The sequence below is a fragment of the Luteibacter rhizovicinus genome, from assembly GCF_004342265.1.
In the GTDB taxonomy this organism is placed as follows: Bacteria; Pseudomonadota; Gammaproteobacteria; order Xanthomonadales; family Rhodanobacteraceae; genus Luteibacter; species Luteibacter rhizovicinus_B.
In genome coordinates this window covers 882,625-899,879 of sequence record NZ_SMCS01000001.1, presented here as the reverse complement: position 1 = coordinate 899,879, position 17,255 = coordinate 882,625, and the positions used below count along the sequence as shown (strand labels likewise).

General features: G+C 62.1%; 11 protein-coding genes. 6 read left to right on the top strand and 5 right to left on the bottom strand.

All coding sequences use genetic code 11. The features are described 5' to 3' along the window. The first annotated feature begins 4 nt into the window (after window positions 1-4). The 5 genes from EC912_RS03985 (at window position 5) to EC912_RS03965 (ending at window position 10,938) form a co-directional block, all read left to right on the top strand. On the top strand, window positions 5-3,151 hold the full coding sequence (locus EC912_RS03985) for an efflux RND transporter permease subunit (protein WP_132141806.1): 3,147 nt from the start codon (window positions 5-7) through the stop codon (window positions 3,149-3,151). Next, complete coding sequence (locus EC912_RS03980) at window positions 3,144-4,541, top strand: efflux transporter outer membrane subunit (RefSeq protein ID WP_132141805.1); 1,398 nt, start codon at window positions 3,144-3,146, stop codon at window positions 4,539-4,541. Before EC912_RS03985 ends, EC912_RS03980 begins: the two co-directional genes overlap by 8 nt. After that, window positions 4,538-5,167, top strand: a complete 630-nt coding sequence (locus tag EC912_RS03975) for a TetR/AcrR family transcriptional regulator (protein WP_132141804.1) — start codon at window positions 4,538-4,540, stop codon at window positions 5,165-5,167. The genes EC912_RS03980 and EC912_RS03975 overlap by 4 nt, the downstream gene beginning before the upstream one ends. Before the next feature lie 1,056 nt (window positions 5,168-6,223). Further along, window positions 6,224-10,075, top strand: coding sequence for a YadA-like family protein (locus EC912_RS03970; RefSeq protein WP_132141803.1), 3,852 nt, complete (start codon window positions 6,224-6,226; stop codon window positions 10,073-10,075). A gap of 14 nt (window positions 10,076-10,089) precedes the next feature. Then, window positions 10,090-10,938 (top strand): OmpA family protein, encoded by an 849-nt coding sequence (locus EC912_RS03965; protein ID WP_207906755.1) that lies wholly within the window; start codon window positions 10,090-10,092, stop codon window positions 10,936-10,938. Window positions 10,939-11,001: 63 nt separating this feature from the next. Here the strand turns inward: EC912_RS03965 and EC912_RS03960 are convergent, their stop codons facing one another. Then, window positions 11,002-12,519, bottom strand: a complete 1,518-nt coding sequence (locus tag EC912_RS03960; RefSeq protein WP_207906754.1) for an alpha/beta hydrolase — start codon at window positions 12,517-12,519, stop codon at window positions 11,002-11,004. A gap of 104 nt (window positions 12,520-12,623) precedes the next feature. Beyond that, on the bottom strand, window positions 12,624-13,013 hold the full coding sequence (locus EC912_RS03955) for a hypothetical protein (protein ID WP_132141802.1): 390 nt from the start codon (window positions 13,011-13,013) through the stop codon (window positions 12,624-12,626). 181 nt (window positions 13,014-13,194) lie between these two features. On the opposite strand from EC912_RS03955, the gene EC912_RS03950 reads away from it, so the two are divergent. Then, on the top strand, window positions 13,195-13,929 hold the full coding sequence (locus tag EC912_RS03950; protein WP_132141801.1) for a hypothetical protein: 735 nt from the start codon (window positions 13,195-13,197) through the stop codon (window positions 13,927-13,929). A 55-nt stretch (window positions 13,930-13,984) separates the two neighbouring features. Here EC912_RS03950 and EC912_RS03945 read toward each other — a convergent pair whose 3' ends face one another. The 3 genes from EC912_RS03945 to EC912_RS03935 are packed head-to-tail and all read right to left on the bottom strand — an operon-like array spanning window position 13,985 to window position 17,247. Beyond that, on the bottom strand, window positions 13,985-14,848 hold the full coding sequence (locus tag EC912_RS03945) for a MurR/RpiR family transcriptional regulator (protein WP_132141800.1): 864 nt from the start codon (window positions 14,846-14,848) through the stop codon (window positions 13,985-13,987). Between the two features lie 9 nt (window positions 14,849-14,857). After that, window positions 14,858-16,204: a peptide MFS transporter gene (locus EC912_RS03940; protein ID WP_243649126.1), complete on the bottom strand. Its 1,347-nt coding sequence runs from the start codon at window positions 16,202-16,204 to the stop codon at window positions 14,858-14,860. A 23-nt stretch (window positions 16,205-16,227) separates the two neighbouring features. Continuing rightward, complete coding sequence (locus tag EC912_RS03935) at window positions 16,228-17,247, bottom strand: dipeptide epimerase (protein WP_132141899.1); 1,020 nt, start codon at window positions 17,245-17,247, stop codon at window positions 16,228-16,230. Window positions 17,248-17,255 lie beyond the last annotated feature (8 nt).

Here is a 17,255-nt window from a genome sequence, read left to right as displayed (position 1 = left end):
GGACATGGCAAGGTTCTTTATCGATCGCCCGATCTTCGCGTGGGTGATCGCCGTCATCATCATGCTGGCTGGCGTGCTGTCGCTATTGCGCCTGCCGGTATCGCAGTATCCGGCGATCGCGCCTCCACAGGTGTCGATCAACGCCAGCTATCCCGGTGCCTCGGCGCAGACCGTCGAGGACTCGGTGACGCAGATCATCGAGCAGAACATGAAAGGCCTCGACGGCCTGATCTACATGTCCGCCACCAGCGACTCGGACGGCAACGTGCAGGTCACGCTCAGCTTCGAGAACGGCACCAATCCGGATATCGCGCAGGTGCAGGTACAGAACAAGCTGCAGCTCGCCACGCCGCTGTTGCCGCAGATCGTGCAACAGCAGGGTCTCAACGTCGTCAAGTCCAGCTCGGGTTTTCTGATGGTGGTGGCCTTCGTGTCGGAGGATGGACGTCTGGACGGCGACGACATTTCCGACTTCGTCACCGCGCACGTGGTCGATCCGCTCAGCCGCGTGGCCGGCGTGGGCAATATCGAAGTGTTCGGCTCGAAGTACGCCATGCGTATCTGGTTCGACCCGAACAAGCTCGATACCTACAAACTCACGCCCACCGAAGTGGTGGCATCGCTGCGCGCGCAGAATCAGCAGGTGGTGGTGGGGCAGATCGGCGGCAATCCGTCGGTGAAGGGACAGCAGATCAACGCCACGGTGATCGCACAGCAACGCCTGCAGACGCCCGAGCAGTTCCGCAACATCGTAATCCGCAGCGGCACCGACGGTTCGGTGCTGACCCTGGGCGATGTCGCCCGGGTCGAGCTGGGCTTGCAGGACTACGGCTTCACCAGCAAGTACAACGGCAAATCGGCCACCGGTATCGCCATCTCGCTGACCTCCGGTGCCAACGCACTGGCGACGGCCGGGCGCGTGCAGGACGCGCTGAAGGAACTCGCACCGTCGTTCCCGCGTGGCGTGAAGTCGGAGATCGCCTTCGACACGACGCCGTTCGTGAAGGTGTCGATCCAGGGCGTGATCCAGACCTTGCTCGAGGCGATCGTGCTGGTGTTCCTGGTGATGTATCTGTTCCTGCAGAACTTCCGCGCCACGCTGATTCCCACCATCGCGGTGCCGGTGGTGTTGCTTGGCACCTTCGGCGTGCTCGCCGCCATGGGTTACTCCATCAACATGCTCACCATGTTCGCCATGGTGCTGGCCATCGGCCTGCTGGTGGACGATGCCATCGTGGTAGTGGAGAACGTCGAACGCATCATGAGCGAGGAGGGCCTGTCGCCGCTGGAGGCCACCCGCAAGTCGATGACGCAGATCACCGGCGCACTGGTGGGTATCGCCATGGTGCTGTCGGCGGTGTTCGTGCCGATGGCTTTCCTGAGCGGATCGACAGGCGTGATCTATCGTCAGTTCTCGGTGACCATCGTGTCGTCGATGGCGTTGTCGGTACTGGTCGCGATCGTGCTTACGCCGGCCTTGTGCGCGACCATGCTCAAACCGATCGCCAAGGGGCATCACGCGTCCGAGCGTGGCTTCTTCGGCTGGTTCAATCGCCGCTTCGACCAGGCGTCGCAGAAATACCAGGGTAGCGTGCGCGCCATCCTTGGGCGCAGCAAGCGCTTCCTGTTGGTGTTCGTAGCGTTGAGCGCGGCGATGGTCGCGGTGTTCCTGCGCCTGCCGACATCGTTCCTGCCGCTTGAAGATCAGGGCTTTGTCTTCGCCATGGTGCAGGCGCCGGTGGGCGCCACCACCGAGCGAACCGGCCACGTGGTCGACAAGGTGCAAAAGCAGTTCATGGGCGACCCCGCGGTGCAGTCGCTGTTCACCGTGCAGGGCTTCAGCTTCGCCGGTGGCGGCCAGAGCGCGGCCATGGCCTTCGTTCAATTGAAGGACTGGAAGTTGCGGCACAGTACCGATTTGAGTCTGGAAGCGGTTACCGGCCGCGCGATGGGCACCTTCAGTCAGTTCAAGGATGCACTGGTGTTCGCCTTCGCACCGCCTGCCGTGCCGGAGCTCGGCAATTCGGCGGGCTTCGATTTCTATCTGAAGGACAACATCGGCCTGGGCCACGAAGCGCTGGTGAAGGCGCGCAATCAGTTCCTGGAGGCGGCGGGCAAAAGCAAGCTGCTCGCGAATGTCCGCGCCAACGGCATGGAAGACACACCGCAGTTCCGCATCGACGTGGACTACAAGAAAGCGGCGGCGCAAGGGCTTTCCATCGCCGACGTCAACGACACCATGTCGATGACCTGGGGCGGGCAGTATGTGGACGACTTCATGGACCGCGGCCGTGTGAAACGCGTCTTCGTGCAGGCCGACGCGCCGTTCCGCATGGCGCCGGAGGATTTCGACAAGTGGTCAGTGCGCAACGCCAGCGGTGCGATGGTGCCGTTCCGCGCCTTCGCCAGCTCGCATTGGGACTACGGTTCGCCGCGACTGGAGCGCTACAACGGTGTGTCCGCCATGCAGATCAATGGCGAGGCCGCACCCGGAGTCAGTTCGGGCGATGCCATGAACGAAGTGGAGAAACTGGTAGCCAAGCTGCCGCAGGGCATCGGCCTGGAATGGACGGGCCAGTCGTATCAGGAGCGCGAGGCCGGCGCGCAAGCTCCGCTGCTGTACGTCTTGTCGGTGCTGGTGGTGTTCCTGTGTCTCGCTGCATTGTACGAGAGCTGGTCGATTCCCACCGCCGTGTTGCTGGTGGTGCCGCTGGGCATTCTCGGCACCGTGATGGCGGCGTTCTTCCGCGGACTGGAACGCGACGTGTACTTCCAGGTGGCGATGCTCACGACGGTAGGCCTGTCCAGCAAGAACGCCATCCTGATCGTAGAGTTCGCCAAGGAGAACATCGAGAAAGGCATGGAACTGGTCGCCGCAACCATGCTTGCAGTGCGTACGCGCCTGCGCCCGATTCTGATGACCTCGCTGGCCTTTGGCCTCGGCGTATTGCCGCTGGCCGTGGCGACCGGCGCCGGGTCGGGCGCGCAGCGCGCCATCGGCACCGGCGTGCTCGGCGGCATGATCGCGGGTACGGCGCTGGGCATCTTCTTCGTACCGCTGTTCTTCGTGACGGTGCAGCGCTTGTTTGTAAAAAAGAAGACCGCCTCGACCGATGTCGCGACGCCAACGGGAGATCAGTCCCATGAGTAAGCCCATCCTCACCGCATGCGTCGTGGCGATCGCGCTGGCTTTGGGTGGCTGCGTCAGCCTGGCACCGAAAGTGCCCGATGCGCAGCCCGGTATCCCGGCCTCGTGGCCGTTGCCGGAAACCACCGGTGCGGTACAGGGCAGGGTGGCCGACATCGGTTGGCGCCAGTTCTTCGCCGATCCTCGGCTGGTACAACTGATCGAACAGGCACTGCGGAACAATCGGGATCTTCGGGTTGCCGTGTTGAACGTGGAGAAAGCCCGCGCGCAATACCGCATCCAGCGCGCGGACCGCATGCCTTCGATCAACGCCACCGGATCGCTCACACGCACTGGCGTGAGCGGGTCGCCGGTCAGCCAGCAGTATCGGGCCGACCTGGGCACCACGGACTTCGAGCTGGATCTGTTCGGCCGCGTGAATTCTCTAAGTACATCCGCGCTGGAGCGATACCTCGCGCAGGGTGAGGCGCAGCGCAGCGCTCAGCTGAGCCTGATTGCCGAAGTGGCGAATGCTTATCTCACGCTTGCCGCCGATCAGGAATCGTTGCAGGTGGCGAAAGCCACGCGCGACAACCAGGAGGCTTCGTTCAATCTGACCCGGCAGCGGCATGAACTGGGCGCTGCCTCCAGCCTGGACGAAAGTCAGGCGCAGACCACCGTGGAAACCGCTCGCGCCGATGTGGCGCGCTACACCGGTCTGGTCGCGCTGGACACCAACGCGCTCAGCCTGTTGACGGGCGGGCAGGCGAACGACGCGTTGTTGCCGAAAGGGATGAGCGACGACGTCACCATGATCGGTGCCTTGCCGGCGGACCTGCCGTCCGATGTGCTGCTGCGTCGCCCCGACATCCTGCAAGCGGAACATCTGTTGCTTGCCGCGAACGCCGACATCGGCGCGGCACGGGCGGCATTTTTCCCGACCATCAGCCTCACCGGCAGCGTCGGCAGCGCGAGCAACGAGCTATCCGGGCTGTTCAAAGGCGGCAGCGGCACGTGGACCTTCATGCCACAAATCACGTTGCCGATCTTCCAGGGTGGCCGTCTTACCGCGCAGCTTGCCGGCGCCAAAGCCGACCAGCAGATCGCCCTGGCGCAGTACGAGAAAGCCATCCAGTCCGGCTTCCGCGAGGTAGCCGACGCACTGGCGCTGACGCGTACGCTGGACGAGCAGCAAGTGGCCCAACAGGCACTGGTACGTGCGGCGGGCAGGGCGGACGAGCTATCGCGTGCACGCTATAAGGCTGGCCGCGACAGCTACCTCGTATCCCTGGACTCGCAGCGGGCGCTCTATAGCGCCAGGCAGCAACTGATCGCCACGCGCCTGGCGGAGCAGACCAATCGCGTGACTTTATATAAAGTGCTGGGAGGCGGCTGGAACGAACGTACCCCATGAGCAAACACGAGAAACCCATCATCCCCGAAGCGCCGCTGAGCCAGCGCGTCAAGGCGCAACGCGAGCGCATTCTGGCCGCCGCGCAGCAATGCTTCGTCAGATATGGGTTTCACGCGGCCAGCATAGCGAACATCGCCGAAGCGGCCGATATGAGCGCGGGACTGATCTATCGCTACTTTCCCAACAAGAGCGCGATCGTCCTCGCCATCATCGAACAGCAGACGGAAATCGAACTGGAAGATATCCGTGCACTCGGCGAGTCCACCGATCTGACCGAAGCCCTGGTGGAAGCCTTCGCCCACTGGAGCCATCCCAAGCCGGACATGCGCATGATGAATGCCGCGCTGTTCCTGGAGACCAGCGCGGAAGCGACACGCGACGCGCAGGTGGCCGAAGCCATCCAGCAGGCGGACGATGTCGGCTGTGCGGAATTCTGTGCATGGCTGGAACGCCCGCCCGAACAAGGCGGCATGGGCATGGCACCCGAACTCAGTTACCGGCGCTCGCTGGTTTTCCTCTGCCTGATGGAAGGCCTGGCCGTGCGCGCGGCACGTGATCCGAAGATGGATCTGGAGTTGCTGCGGACCTCCCTGGCCGAGGTGATGCCGCGGTTGATTGCGGAGTAGGCGAGGTAAGTCCCGGGTGCACGACGACACCTGTCGCCTGTCGCTGCGCGGACGTTAAAGACGCATAGGTCATCGACCTGCCGCTCGCGCTGATAGACGTCCATTTCATCCCAGGTCGTCACGGCCACTTCTTAAAAAAAACAAACGCGCCCGGTCGAAATCGTAACTTCGCTTCGATTGAAGATACGTGGCGCCGATGCCCCCATCGGCTACAGCGCATGGGTCATAACGCATGCCTGAAATTTCAGTGATTTCCGTCACATTTTTTTGCGATGCCGCTTTCAAGCTTGCACCGGACTTGCATAAGATCGATACAAATCCCGAGTGCCCGGATGTCGTCCACAGCGACGACGCGAGGTATTTTCGGGAAGACCAGGGAGGCATGGTTTCACCCACAGGTGCTCACAGGGGGGCATCGGGATGCGGACTCCCGCGAATCGCGGGTCGAACACTTACGTATCCGGCACGGGGCTGCACGCCCGGTCGCCGCGAGACGGTGTTTGCCTCGCGCGAGCCGACACGACCACCTGGTTTCCAACCACTACAGACATCCGCCGCGCCGACCGGTGCGGCGGATGGCGCATGCCGGTCCTGCGAACAGGCTGGGTGCCGCGACAAAAGATGGGGGAGGGGCAGCTTCCCGGGATGGGAAGTGGCATACGCAAGGGACACGTATCCATCGAAATGGACAAGACAATTGGGAGTACCCCATGCCGCTGATTGCATCGCAGTACGTTCACGCCCCCTGGTTCGAACGCTTTCTTCGCCACGCACCACTCCTGCATGCGCCACCCGCGCCCCGGCAGGTCTGACCGATTTCCCCACAGTTCGCCTGAGCGATTGATCCGGGACGCTGTCCCGTCATGACCATCGCGCGCGGTCGGCGATCGCGCGCGTAAGCAAGCAACGCAGGGGCACGGGAAAACCAGGGAAACACGCGTCGTTCGCGTCGAATGCAGGCGCGGAACCCACAGCGGTTCCGCGCCCAGGCCGTTCGTGCGCCCGCGATTCGTAACCCCTGTCTTCCGGCTCCTGTCCCCCACACAAGGAGTAGGTATGAACAAGATCCACAGCAAAGTCTGGAGCCGCGCGCTGAACCAGCTCGTGGTCACTTCGGAGATAGCCACGCGCCATGGCGGTGGCAGACAGGGCCAAGGTGGGCGACGTCTCTCGTTGCGAAGCCTGAGCCCCGCGATTTTCACCGTGCTGTTGGCATCGGGTTGGATAGGGTGGGCTTCGTCGGCGCAGGCACAGTCGGTGGATTGCACCGCAGGGCCTCCTTACAACGCCTATAACAGCACCGCCTCATGCATGGGCTATGGCGCCAAAGCCTCCGGCATCGGTGCCACTGCGCTCGGTGCGAATGCGAATGCCCAGCTGCTGGGTGGCGTTGCGGTTGGATACGCTTCGTTTGCTACGGGGCAAAACAATGTCGCGGTTGGCTTTCAAGCCTATACGACAGGTACCAATTCCGTTTATCTGGGAGCGCGTTCCGCTGCGGGTACGGGCGCGACCGCGGATAACGCCATCGCTATAGGCACCGACGTAACCTCTTCCGCCGCAAATGCCATTTCGATGGGTTCAAGTTCCCATGCGTCGTCCGTATCCGCCGTAGCCATAGGCACCAACGCGGACGCATCCGGCGGCACGGCCGGCGGTTTGGCCGTGGCTATGGGCGCAGGAGCCAAGGCAGTTGCCACCAACGGTGGTTCCCCCATTGCCATTGGCGCGAACTCCAACGCGAGCGGAAGCTCGGGCATCGTGCTTCCCGATGGCAACACAACCACGACATTCGAAGCACTTGCACTAGGCAATAAGGCGAATGCCACGGGCATGCAAAGCGTGGCGATCGGTAACTTGACCAGCGCCACCGGAACATGGAGCACGGCCGTCGGCTCCATCGCCAAAGCATCGGGAGAGGAATCCACCGCCATCGGCCAGCTCGCGCAGGCCACGGGTACGTATGCCACGGCACTGGGTGTGGGTGGCAGTGTCGTCGCCACGGCGGTGACAGCGTCGGGTGCCGGCTCGCTCGCGCTCGGCGGCAATGCCACTTCGGGCGCTGTGGCGTCCGGCGTCAATGCCATTGCCATCGGCGGTCAATCGGTGGCGTCGTCGACGGCGAGCGTCGCCATGGGCAAAAGTTCGAAGGCACTCGCCGCCTCGACCATTGCCATCGGCGACAGCAATACCGTCGCTGCCGCGGCCGGCACCGGCTCGATGGCCGGTGGCCATAATTCGCAGGTGCTTGGCGGTTTGGGTGCCATTGCGCTGGGCGAAGGTCAGACCGCCAACGGCAACGGCGCGGTGGCCATCGGCGACCCCAACAGTGCGACCGGCAACGGTGCCATCGCGATGGGCTCGAACAATGTCTCCAACGGCGATGGCGCGGTGGCGTTGGGCAACCTCAACAATGCGCAAGGGCAGGGCTCGGTCGCGATCGGCAACAGCACCCGCGCGCTGGCCGCCGGCTCGCTGGCCTTCGGCGACACGGCGACGGCAAACAACGCGGGCGACGTTGCACTGGGTTCGGGTTCGACCACGGCCGTCGCGGTAGGTACGGCCAACACCGTCATCAATGGCACGACGTATAACTTCGTCGGCACCACACCGACCAGTACGGTAAGCGTGGGCGCGGGGGGTGCCGAGCGTACCGTCACCAACGTGGCCGCCGGCCGCATCAGCGGGGCCAGCACCGACGCGATCAACGGTTCGCAGCTGTTCGCCACCAACCAGGCGGTGGGCACCGTGGGCACCACGGTGACCAACCTCGGCAATACCATCGCCACCAGCATCGGCGGCGGCACTACCTACAATCCGAGCACCGGCAACCTCACCACCAACGTCACCTACGGCGGCAACACCTACAACTCGCTGCAGCAGGTGTTCAACCAGATCAATGGCGCGGTGACCGGTGGTGGCATCAAGTATTTCCACGCCAACTCCACCCTGGCCGATTCCAATGCGACCGGCACGGATAGCGTGGCGATCGGCCCGGTTTCCACGGCCAGTACGACGAACGCGGTATCGATCGGCAACGGCGCCACCGCCGGCACTAACGTCGGCGACGTGGCACTGGGCGCGGGTAGCGCCACCGGTGCGGTTGTCGCTACCGCGAGTGGCACCATCAATGGCAACAACTACGCCTATGCCGGTACCACGCCGACCAGCACCGTCAGCGTAGGTAGTACGGGCGCGGAGCGCACCGTCACCAACGTGGCCGCGGGCCAGGTGAATGGGGCTAGCACGGATGCGATCAACGGCTCGCAGTTGTTCGCCACCAACCAGGCACTGGAGACGTTGAACAACAACGTAGTCGCCGGCGCAACGCACTACTACAGCGTCAACGATGGCGGCACGGCAGGTGGCAACTACGCCAATAACGGCGCCACCGGCCTGAACGCACTGGCGGCCGGAGTGGGTGCCAGCGCAGCGGCCGACAATGCCACCGCGCTGGGCCAGGGCACGGGCGTTTCCGTGCTGGGCGGTGTGGCGTTGGGATCGGGGGCGGTGTCCGACCGTGCGATCGCACCGAGTTCCGGTTCGATCCTCGTCGGTACCAATGTGATCCCCTACAACACCACGGATCGCACGCTGCTCGGCGCAGTTTCGGTAGGCAATGCTACCGACTTCCGCCAGATCACCAACGTGGCCGACGGCACGCTGGATCAGGACGCAGTGACCCTGCGTCAGCTGAAGGGTGCGATGAGTTCGTTCTCCGTGACTCCCACCAAGTACTTCCACGCCAACTCCACCGCCACCGATTCGCTGGCGGCCGGTGCGGAGTCGGTGGCGATCGGCCCGAAGACCACGGTGAACGGCGACAACGGCATCGGCATGGGCAACGGAGCGATCGTGCAACAGACCGCGCCGGGCGGCACGGCGATCGGTCAGAACGCCACGGTGAATCTCGCCGACGGCGTGGCGCTGGGCACCAACGCTGTTTCCAACGGCATCCAGGCGATGGCATTGGGTGCGGGAACGGAGGCGGCCTTCGCGGGCAGTGTCGCTTTGGGTGCGGGGTCAAAGACGGATGCGGCAGTGGGCACGGCCGGCGCCACCCTCAACGGCGTTACGTTCAACTTCGCCGGTACGACGCCGGGGTCGACGGTGAGCGTGGGTAACGTGGGTGCGGAACGTACCCTAACCAATGTGGCGGCAGGCCGTATCAGCGGAATCAGCACGGACGCGATCAACGGCTCGCAGCTGTACGCCACTAACCAGACGCTGGCGGCGTTGTACTCGCAGTTCAACAATCTCACCACCACAGTCAACAATTTGCCGAAGGGTGGTACCACCACGGTGAATAACACGTTCCAGACCAGTACCGACAACACCACGCAAGCGTCGTCCTCGGGTAGCAACTCGACCGCGGCCGGTGCCGGATCTACCGCATCGGGTAACAACAGCACCGCGGTCGGCGCCGGTTCGACTGCCAGCGGCAACAACAGCGTAGCGATCGGCGCGGGTTCGGTGGCCTCTCAAACCAATTCCGTATCGGTAGGATCGGTCGGCAACGAGCGAACCATCACCAACGTTGCACCCGGTGTGAACACTACCGATGCAGCGAACGTGGGCCAGTTGAACGAGGCCATCCAGAGTGCGGAGAACTGGTCCAAGAACTACGTCGACCAGCGTTTCCAGAGCGTAGACCGCGACCTCAACCGCATCGGCAACCGCGCCAACGCGGGCATCGCCTCGGCGATGGCCATGGCGAGCCTGCCGCAGGCCTACCAGCCGAACCAGAATGCGGCGGCCGTGGCACTGGGCAATTTCCACGGCGAGACCGGCATCGCCGTCGGCATGTCGACCATCACCGAGAGCGGACGCTATGTGTTGAAGCTCAACGCCACGACCAACTCGCGCGGCGATGCCGGTGCGGGTGTCGGCGCGGCCGTGGTCTGGTGAGGAGGAGCGAACCCATGAACGCTATTCAAGGAATCAACAACATGCGTCTATCGTTGAAAGGTATCAGCCTGGTTTCACTCGCACTGGCACTGGCCGCCTGCGGCAACATCAGCCGTGACGTGGCGAAGGACGGGCGCTCGAGCGGCGAACTGGTGTGGCCGGCGACCAACGACACCACACCCATGCACAAGGGTGGCACCTTCCCCAATCTGGCCAACCTGCGGCAGGTGAGGGCAGGGCTCGACAAACGACAACTGTCCGACCTGATCGGCTATCCGCACTTCAGTGAAGGCGTATGGGGCGTGCGCGAATGGAACTACGTGTTCAATTTCCGCAAGCCCGGTAGCGACGAGGTGACGGTGTGCCAGTACAAGGTGCTGTTCGACGACGACAAGCTGGCGCGCAGCTTCTACTGGAAACCGGAGTCGTGCGCGGCGCTGCTCGCGGAGCCGGCGCCAGTCGAATCCGCTGCGGCGGTACCCGCGCCGACCAGGTCGATCGTGCTTTCCGCCGATGCTTTGTTCGCCTTCGACAAGTCGTCCCTGACGCCGGCAGGACGCCGGTCTTTGGATGAGCTGGCAACAGAACTGCGCGACCAGGGCAACAAATGGCGAGCCGTGCGCATCGTTGGCTACACCGACCGTCTGGGTAGCGAAGCGTACAACCAGAAGTTATCGCAGCGTCGCGCCGATGCGGTGATGAACTATCTGGTGGCGCAAGGCGTGCCCGCAGGACGCATCCGTGCCGAGGGCCATGGCGCTCTCGACCCGGTGAAGGATTGCCCGGATGGTCCGCACACGCAGCTCATCGCGTGCCTGGCGCCGAACCGGCGTGTGGAAGTGAAGATCGATAGCGGAAACTGAGAAGCGAAACCGCAGCCATTTCGATGACCATCGAACAAGGCGCCATGGACGGCGCCGACCCTGTCACGTGGTCTTCGGCGGGGGAGCGAACGCAGGGACATCGAATCGGGGAATGGGAAGGACGATCTGCACTGGCAACCCCTTCGTGTCGCCCGAGCGCAGAAAGCCGTAAACCGCCTGCTTCGCAGCCGGCTCGTTTCTCAATTGATAGAACGCGCCATCATGCGATCCCCGGTGGACCAGGATGGCGTGGCCATTTGGAAAGTAGGGGAGCAAGCCAAGCGTGTTTTCGATCGGGGTCGAGGTATCCCAGTCGCCGTGGATAAAGATCACGGGAATGTCCACTGTCTTAGGTAATCGCACGGCGTCGCCCATGTCTCGGGTCGGCCAGTCGGGGGCCGAAGCAATGTTCCCTTCGAAATTCCATTCACCCAGCAGATCAAGCGCAGGATCCGTGCGTAGGAGATGCTCGCGTTCGGGACTGACACCGAGGCTACTGTCCGAAAGGGGGCCTATCAAGATCGTTGTGCCCGCCTGCCGATCCTTTGCAACGTCGCGCGCCCATGCCTCGTAGTGCCTGTGGTAGATCGACAGAATGAACGCGGGCCACTCGGCGCTTTCTTGTGTGTGCGACAGCAGGGCGAGCTGAAGGTCCTCCGCGCCCAGCACCAGGTTGCGTGTCGTTCCGTTGTCCTCGGTTATTGCCACGGTCACTGGCGCGGCGGCGAACCTCTCATGGATTATCCGCACCGCGGCCATAAGGCCACCCGGCGGCATGTAGGGTACGAGCTGGGGATCGCGGTCCGCATCGTAGGCGATCCGTTGCAGCGCGGCGTAGACATGGGATGGCATGTCGTAGCCATTGTCTAGCGGCTCGACGCTGGCGAGGACGGCCCGACTGACGATGCCCGGATGCAACCGCATGACGGCGAGTGCCCACTGGGAGCCGAAGCTGCCACCGAAAAGGCTGATTTTCTCGTAACCGAGCGCCCGGCGCAGATCGTCGACATCGCTGGCGAACTCGCCGATGTCATAGCCGGAAAGATCTTTGTCGGGATAGGCCGCAACCGCCGCCCTGGCCTGAGCACGCATCGCCGCCGCGTCGGCGCGAACCGATCCGGGCCGATCGTCCGGAGACGCTGGCAACGGGATCGTCAGCATGTCGCCGCGCAGCGTATAGCCGCGCTGCTCGACGACAACCAGGTCGCTGGCCTGGCGGAATGCGAGCCAGGAGGTCAATCGCGACTTCGACGCCGCATCGCTGTCGGTGAAGGCGCCGAGCACGGTCAATCCAGGTCCTCCGGGAAGCCAGAACACGGGTGGAGTGCCGGAGCTGACCGAGGCTGAAGCCCGGATGCGCGCGAAGCCAACGCCAATGAGACGGCTACGGGGGTTCAACCGGTTCTCGGGAACGTAGAGCGTGCCAATTTCGTAGGCGACGGACTGCCCCTTATCGTCAATCGCCACACGCTGCTCAACGACGATATCGCCAGCCTTGTGGGCGGCGGATGCTAAGGCTGGAATGAGCAGAAAGTATGCGAAAGCCAGAGGCAGGCAGAACATCCTGTTGAAGGAAAGCATGCGTCCGTCCTCCCATAGAGTGCAGGGATGCTTTCACGTACCCGGTTGGGGATCAAGCGACGGAGTAAGACTCGCCTATGCCAGGCATAGGCGAGTTTGAAATCTCACTGCCAGAAGTTCAGCCAAGTCCAACCCTTGTTCATGAGCCGGGTAGGTTCCGCCACACCCGATGACGAACACTCGGCGATCCCGCAGGCATTGCTAATGGTTTGAGACCCAGGCAGCGTATACGCGGTGATGATCGTCCCGGGAACGATGTAATCCAGCGAAGGATTTGCTCCGCAAGGTACTTCTTCGGTGATCATGTACGCCGAATGGACATTCCCCGCGTGATAGGAAAGGGCGTTACAAAGCCGGATTTGCTGGCCAACCAGCGTCCCATTCTCGTCAAAGTACTTATTGGACGTAGAGTTCTGCGCAAGAGCGTGAGCATTACCAGCTATACAAAGGAACGGCAGTGTAATGAGAGCAAATTTCGCTAACGTGTGCGTCATAAAGTGCGTCTCCCTAATGCGGACAATTTCCGCTATTCAAAGCTTGTGTCGGCGGTACAGATGCAACTGCGATCCGGATTGAAATTGATAGCCAATTGCAACCAGTAGATCGCACCGAGTCTAATATTGAAAAACTCGACCGTCTGTAGTCTTTTCCCTACAGGCACAACACGGAATCACGATGCAAAAACCATCTTTGAAACTTCTTACGGCATTCGGCCTGTGCATTGTGACAAGCCTTGGCAACACTGCTTTCGCAGCGCCGTGTGCACCTGCCGATACGAAAATGGTGGGACATTACTATCTTGAAGGTGTGATGGAAGTAGGCTCCGAGCTATTGCTTCGGCCCGATGGAAACTTTGAGTACGCGCTTTCTGCCGGTGCGATGGATCTGGCTGCGCATGGTTGCTGGAGCCGCACGGGCGAGCGTGTAACGCTGATATCCGCCAAGCAAGGCGGTCCAATCGATATCCACCCTGTTACGACGATGTCGAATGATGGCACCGGTTCGCCGGAAAGTATGATTCCAGTGCCTCTCGTAGACGACTTCAGTGGCCCCTCACCGCACGATTCGGTCACTGTGGCAGTGGGACGTATAAAGGGCACTGAAATCCATCTGGACTTTGTCGATGGAAGTTCCGTTTCCAAAGTCGTCGAATCCGGTGATCAAGTAGTGTTCACCCACGCGAAATCATCCGCCATCAAACGTGTGGGCATCAAACTCTCGTTCAAAGGCGAGGCATTGCGTTGGTTCGACAACAACGAGCCTTCGCGCCGTCTTTTTTTGTTTAGCGTCGATACGAGTTCGCTCACACCTCAGGCTTTCCCGCGTCTTGAGCTTAAAACGAGCGGGGCCGACCGCCTTGTCATCGCGTCGGAAGAGATGGGGCAGGGAGGCACGTATGTACGGCATTAACGGATAAGTGAATCGATACGATGGGCTTCCCGATCAGGGGAGCGCCGGTTCAATATTATTTTCCCCGGGGTTTGCGAGCTCTCGCTTGCGGTAACCCTATGTATCCAACCAGCTCCTGTCTCAGCTCATTGATTTCACTGAGCCGTTCCATGACGGCGTTGTTCTCTTTGCTCACGTCAGCGACGATCAAGCTGAACAGGCTCGAGACGGCGCTGTAGCTGTGCCATACCTCGCTGGCCTGGATCATGAGCACGTGCGGCGTGAGCTCGCGTGCCCAGTAACAGTCGGTGTCCGCGATCAACACCAACGGTATTTTGCGTCCAGCCACCTTTTCGGCAATGGTGCGAAATTGCTTGAAATAGCGCCGCATGTCGATGAGCACAACGCAACTGTCCTTGGTCGAGTCCAGCAACAGGTCGACATATGCCGCGTCCGTGCCATCGCTGAACGCTACGCGTGGCCGGACCTGCTGCAGCAGTTTCGCAAGACCCAGTCCCAGGAACGTACTGTGCTGAAAACTTGCTACAGAGACCTGGTCCGCCGATGCCAGCAACTTGACGACGGACTTCCATTCCTTAGTGCGCGCCAATTCGTGCACACCGGCAAGGGCTCGCGTTTCCGCCATCAAGTGTGCGCTGATCTCGTCGGATCCCTTGGGTTGCTCGGGCGGTTTGTAGAAAGGCTTCCACGTGTTGTCGCCGCGGAATTCTTCCTTGAGGTCGCCCAGACCCTCGTAGCCCAGGTTGCGTAGAAAGCGGCCCACTGTCATGGGGCTTACGCCCACGCGCTTGCTTACTGACGCGGCGGTCTCGAACGGCAAATCGCGGATGTTGTGCATCAGATACGTCGCGATCTTTCGCTCGGAGGCCGTAAAGCCTTGCCAGCTTTCCTTGAGCTTCTGCTTGAGATCCTTGGTCATGGGGTTAGCTTATGGCGAAAGTGCGGTAGTCGGGGTCGGGGTCGGGGTCGGGGTCGGGGTCGGATTATCACGCTTTTCCGCACGACCGACGCTCAGGCCGACGAGAAAAAGCAGTGCCGCCGAGCAACCGGCCACGCAACCGATGGCAAGGAAGAATCCACCGTGCGGCAGCTTACTCCACAGCGTGCCCAGTGCACCGGCCAGCAGATTGCCGAAGAAGCCGGCAAAGAACCAAAGTGCGATGCATGTGGCGCGAAGTCCTTCGGGAGCCAAGCGGCCGAACAGTCCCAGCCCGACCGGCAGGATGTACAGCTCGCCCAGTGTCATAAGCACGAACCAGCCGACCAGCCACGCCCAATGGGCGTGTGCGCCGTGTGTCTCGGTCCAGGTAGCGATGGCGGCCAGCAGCACATAGGACAGCCCCACGACACCCGCCCCAAAGGCCATCTTGTATAGCGACGGCGTATCCACTCCTCGCGTCGCCAGGCGCGCCCAGCGAGTGACCAGCAATGGAGTGGCCGCGAATACGACAAGCGGGTCGAGCGCCTGGAACCAGGCCATGGGAATGCTCCAGCCCGAAGTGACCTGCCGATTTACGCCCTCATCCGCCCATAGTGCGATGGTATTGCCAACCTGCTCGTAGGCGCCGCGAAACACGACAACGATGGCGGCGATGCCCATGAGGAAGATCAACTGCTGGCGAGCCGGGCCATCCAGCGTCGGACGCAAGGATCGCGCCGGCGCGCTGCGGGCTGGCTCCGGTGGCAAGTGGGGCAATCCCGCCACATAAATCACGAGTGAAACGAGCATGCCGATGCCGGCTGCCGCGAACCCCCAGCGCCATCCATACGCCTCGCCTAAGAAACCGCATACCAGCGGCGCCAGGAAGGCCCCGAGGTTCACCCCCACGTAGTAGATGTTGTAAGCACTCTTGCTTCGTGCGTCGCCCTTGCGGTAAAGCCCTTCGATCTGGCTGGCGAGGCAAGGAAGGAACAGGCCGTTGCCGAGCGCAATGGTGATCAACGCCGGGTAGAACAGCCACTCGGAAGCCATCATGAAATGCCCAAGGGCCATGATGCCGCCGCCGATCAGTACCGCCCTTCGCTTGCCCAGCCATCGATCGGCGATATATCCCCCGAACACGGGAGTGAAATAGACCAGGGCGCCATAGACACCATAGATCAGCGAGGCGTATTCCTGTGCGATGTCCAGGTGCTTGGTCATGTAGTAGACCAGCAGCGCGCGCATGCCGAAGAAGGAAAACATCTCCCACATTTCGGTCAGGAAGAGGACCGTAAGACCCACAGGGTGGCCAAGGAACTGGCGATCGCGAGACACAGGCATTGCCGCAGACATGTTGGACCGCCTTTTAATGGGTGTCATACGGTAACGGTATGCGGGCCGCCCCAAACCTCATCGGGGCACCACACGCGCCCGTCGCGATAGCTGACTCCCGGGTCGCGGTCAATGCTGATGAACATGGGGCCATCCAGATCCACCACCGAGCACAACGAGCCCAGCACGAAAGCAGGGCCCATCGACCACGATGAGCCGCCCATGTTGCCAACCATCAGTTGAAACCCAAGCTCGCTTGCCTCGCGTGCGAGCGCAAGGCCCGCCGTCAGGCCACCACATTTGTCGAGCTTGATATTGATGACCTCCACGCGACCCACGAGCTTGGATAGATCGGTGCGGTCCTGCACGCTCTCGTCGGCTGCAAATGGGATGGGGCAATCGAACCCATCGAGCCATGCTTCGTAACCGAAAGGGAACGGCTGTTCGATGACCGATACGCCAGCCTCCACGAGCGCGGGCAACACGCTGCGCAATGTTTCGCGGGTGAATCCCTGGTTGGCATCCACCATCAGCCACGCATCAGGGCATGCAGCCCGAACCGCTCTCACCCGTTCGGCGTTGAGGTGATCGTTGGTAAGTTTGAGTTTGATGGCGCGCGCGCCATGAAGCTGACGAGCCGTGGATTCCACCACGTCAGGATCATCGGCGCTCAGCGTGTAGGTGGTCAGGAGCGGTCGTGGTTCGGACATTCCGGCCAGTTTCCAGACGGGTGTATTCCGGCGCCTGGCTTCGAGATCCCAGAGCGCACAGTCCAGGGCATTGCGTGCGCCGCCGGCGGGTAAAAGGCTCAGCAACTGCTCACGCGTCACGCCACCTTCCACGATGTCTCGCAGTGCTTCGATCTGCCGAAGCATCGAGATCGGCGTGTCGTGCCGATAGTAAACGCCCAGCCCTTCGCCGCGTCCGGTGAACTCGCCGTCGTGTAGCGTCACGATGAGCGCGTCGCATTCGGTGAAGGTGTAACCGGTGATATGAAAAGGCTGTTTGAGCGGCAGGTTTTCGATGTGCGCGCTCAGAGCCAGTGGCGATTGGTGGCTGGTCATGTTCGCTT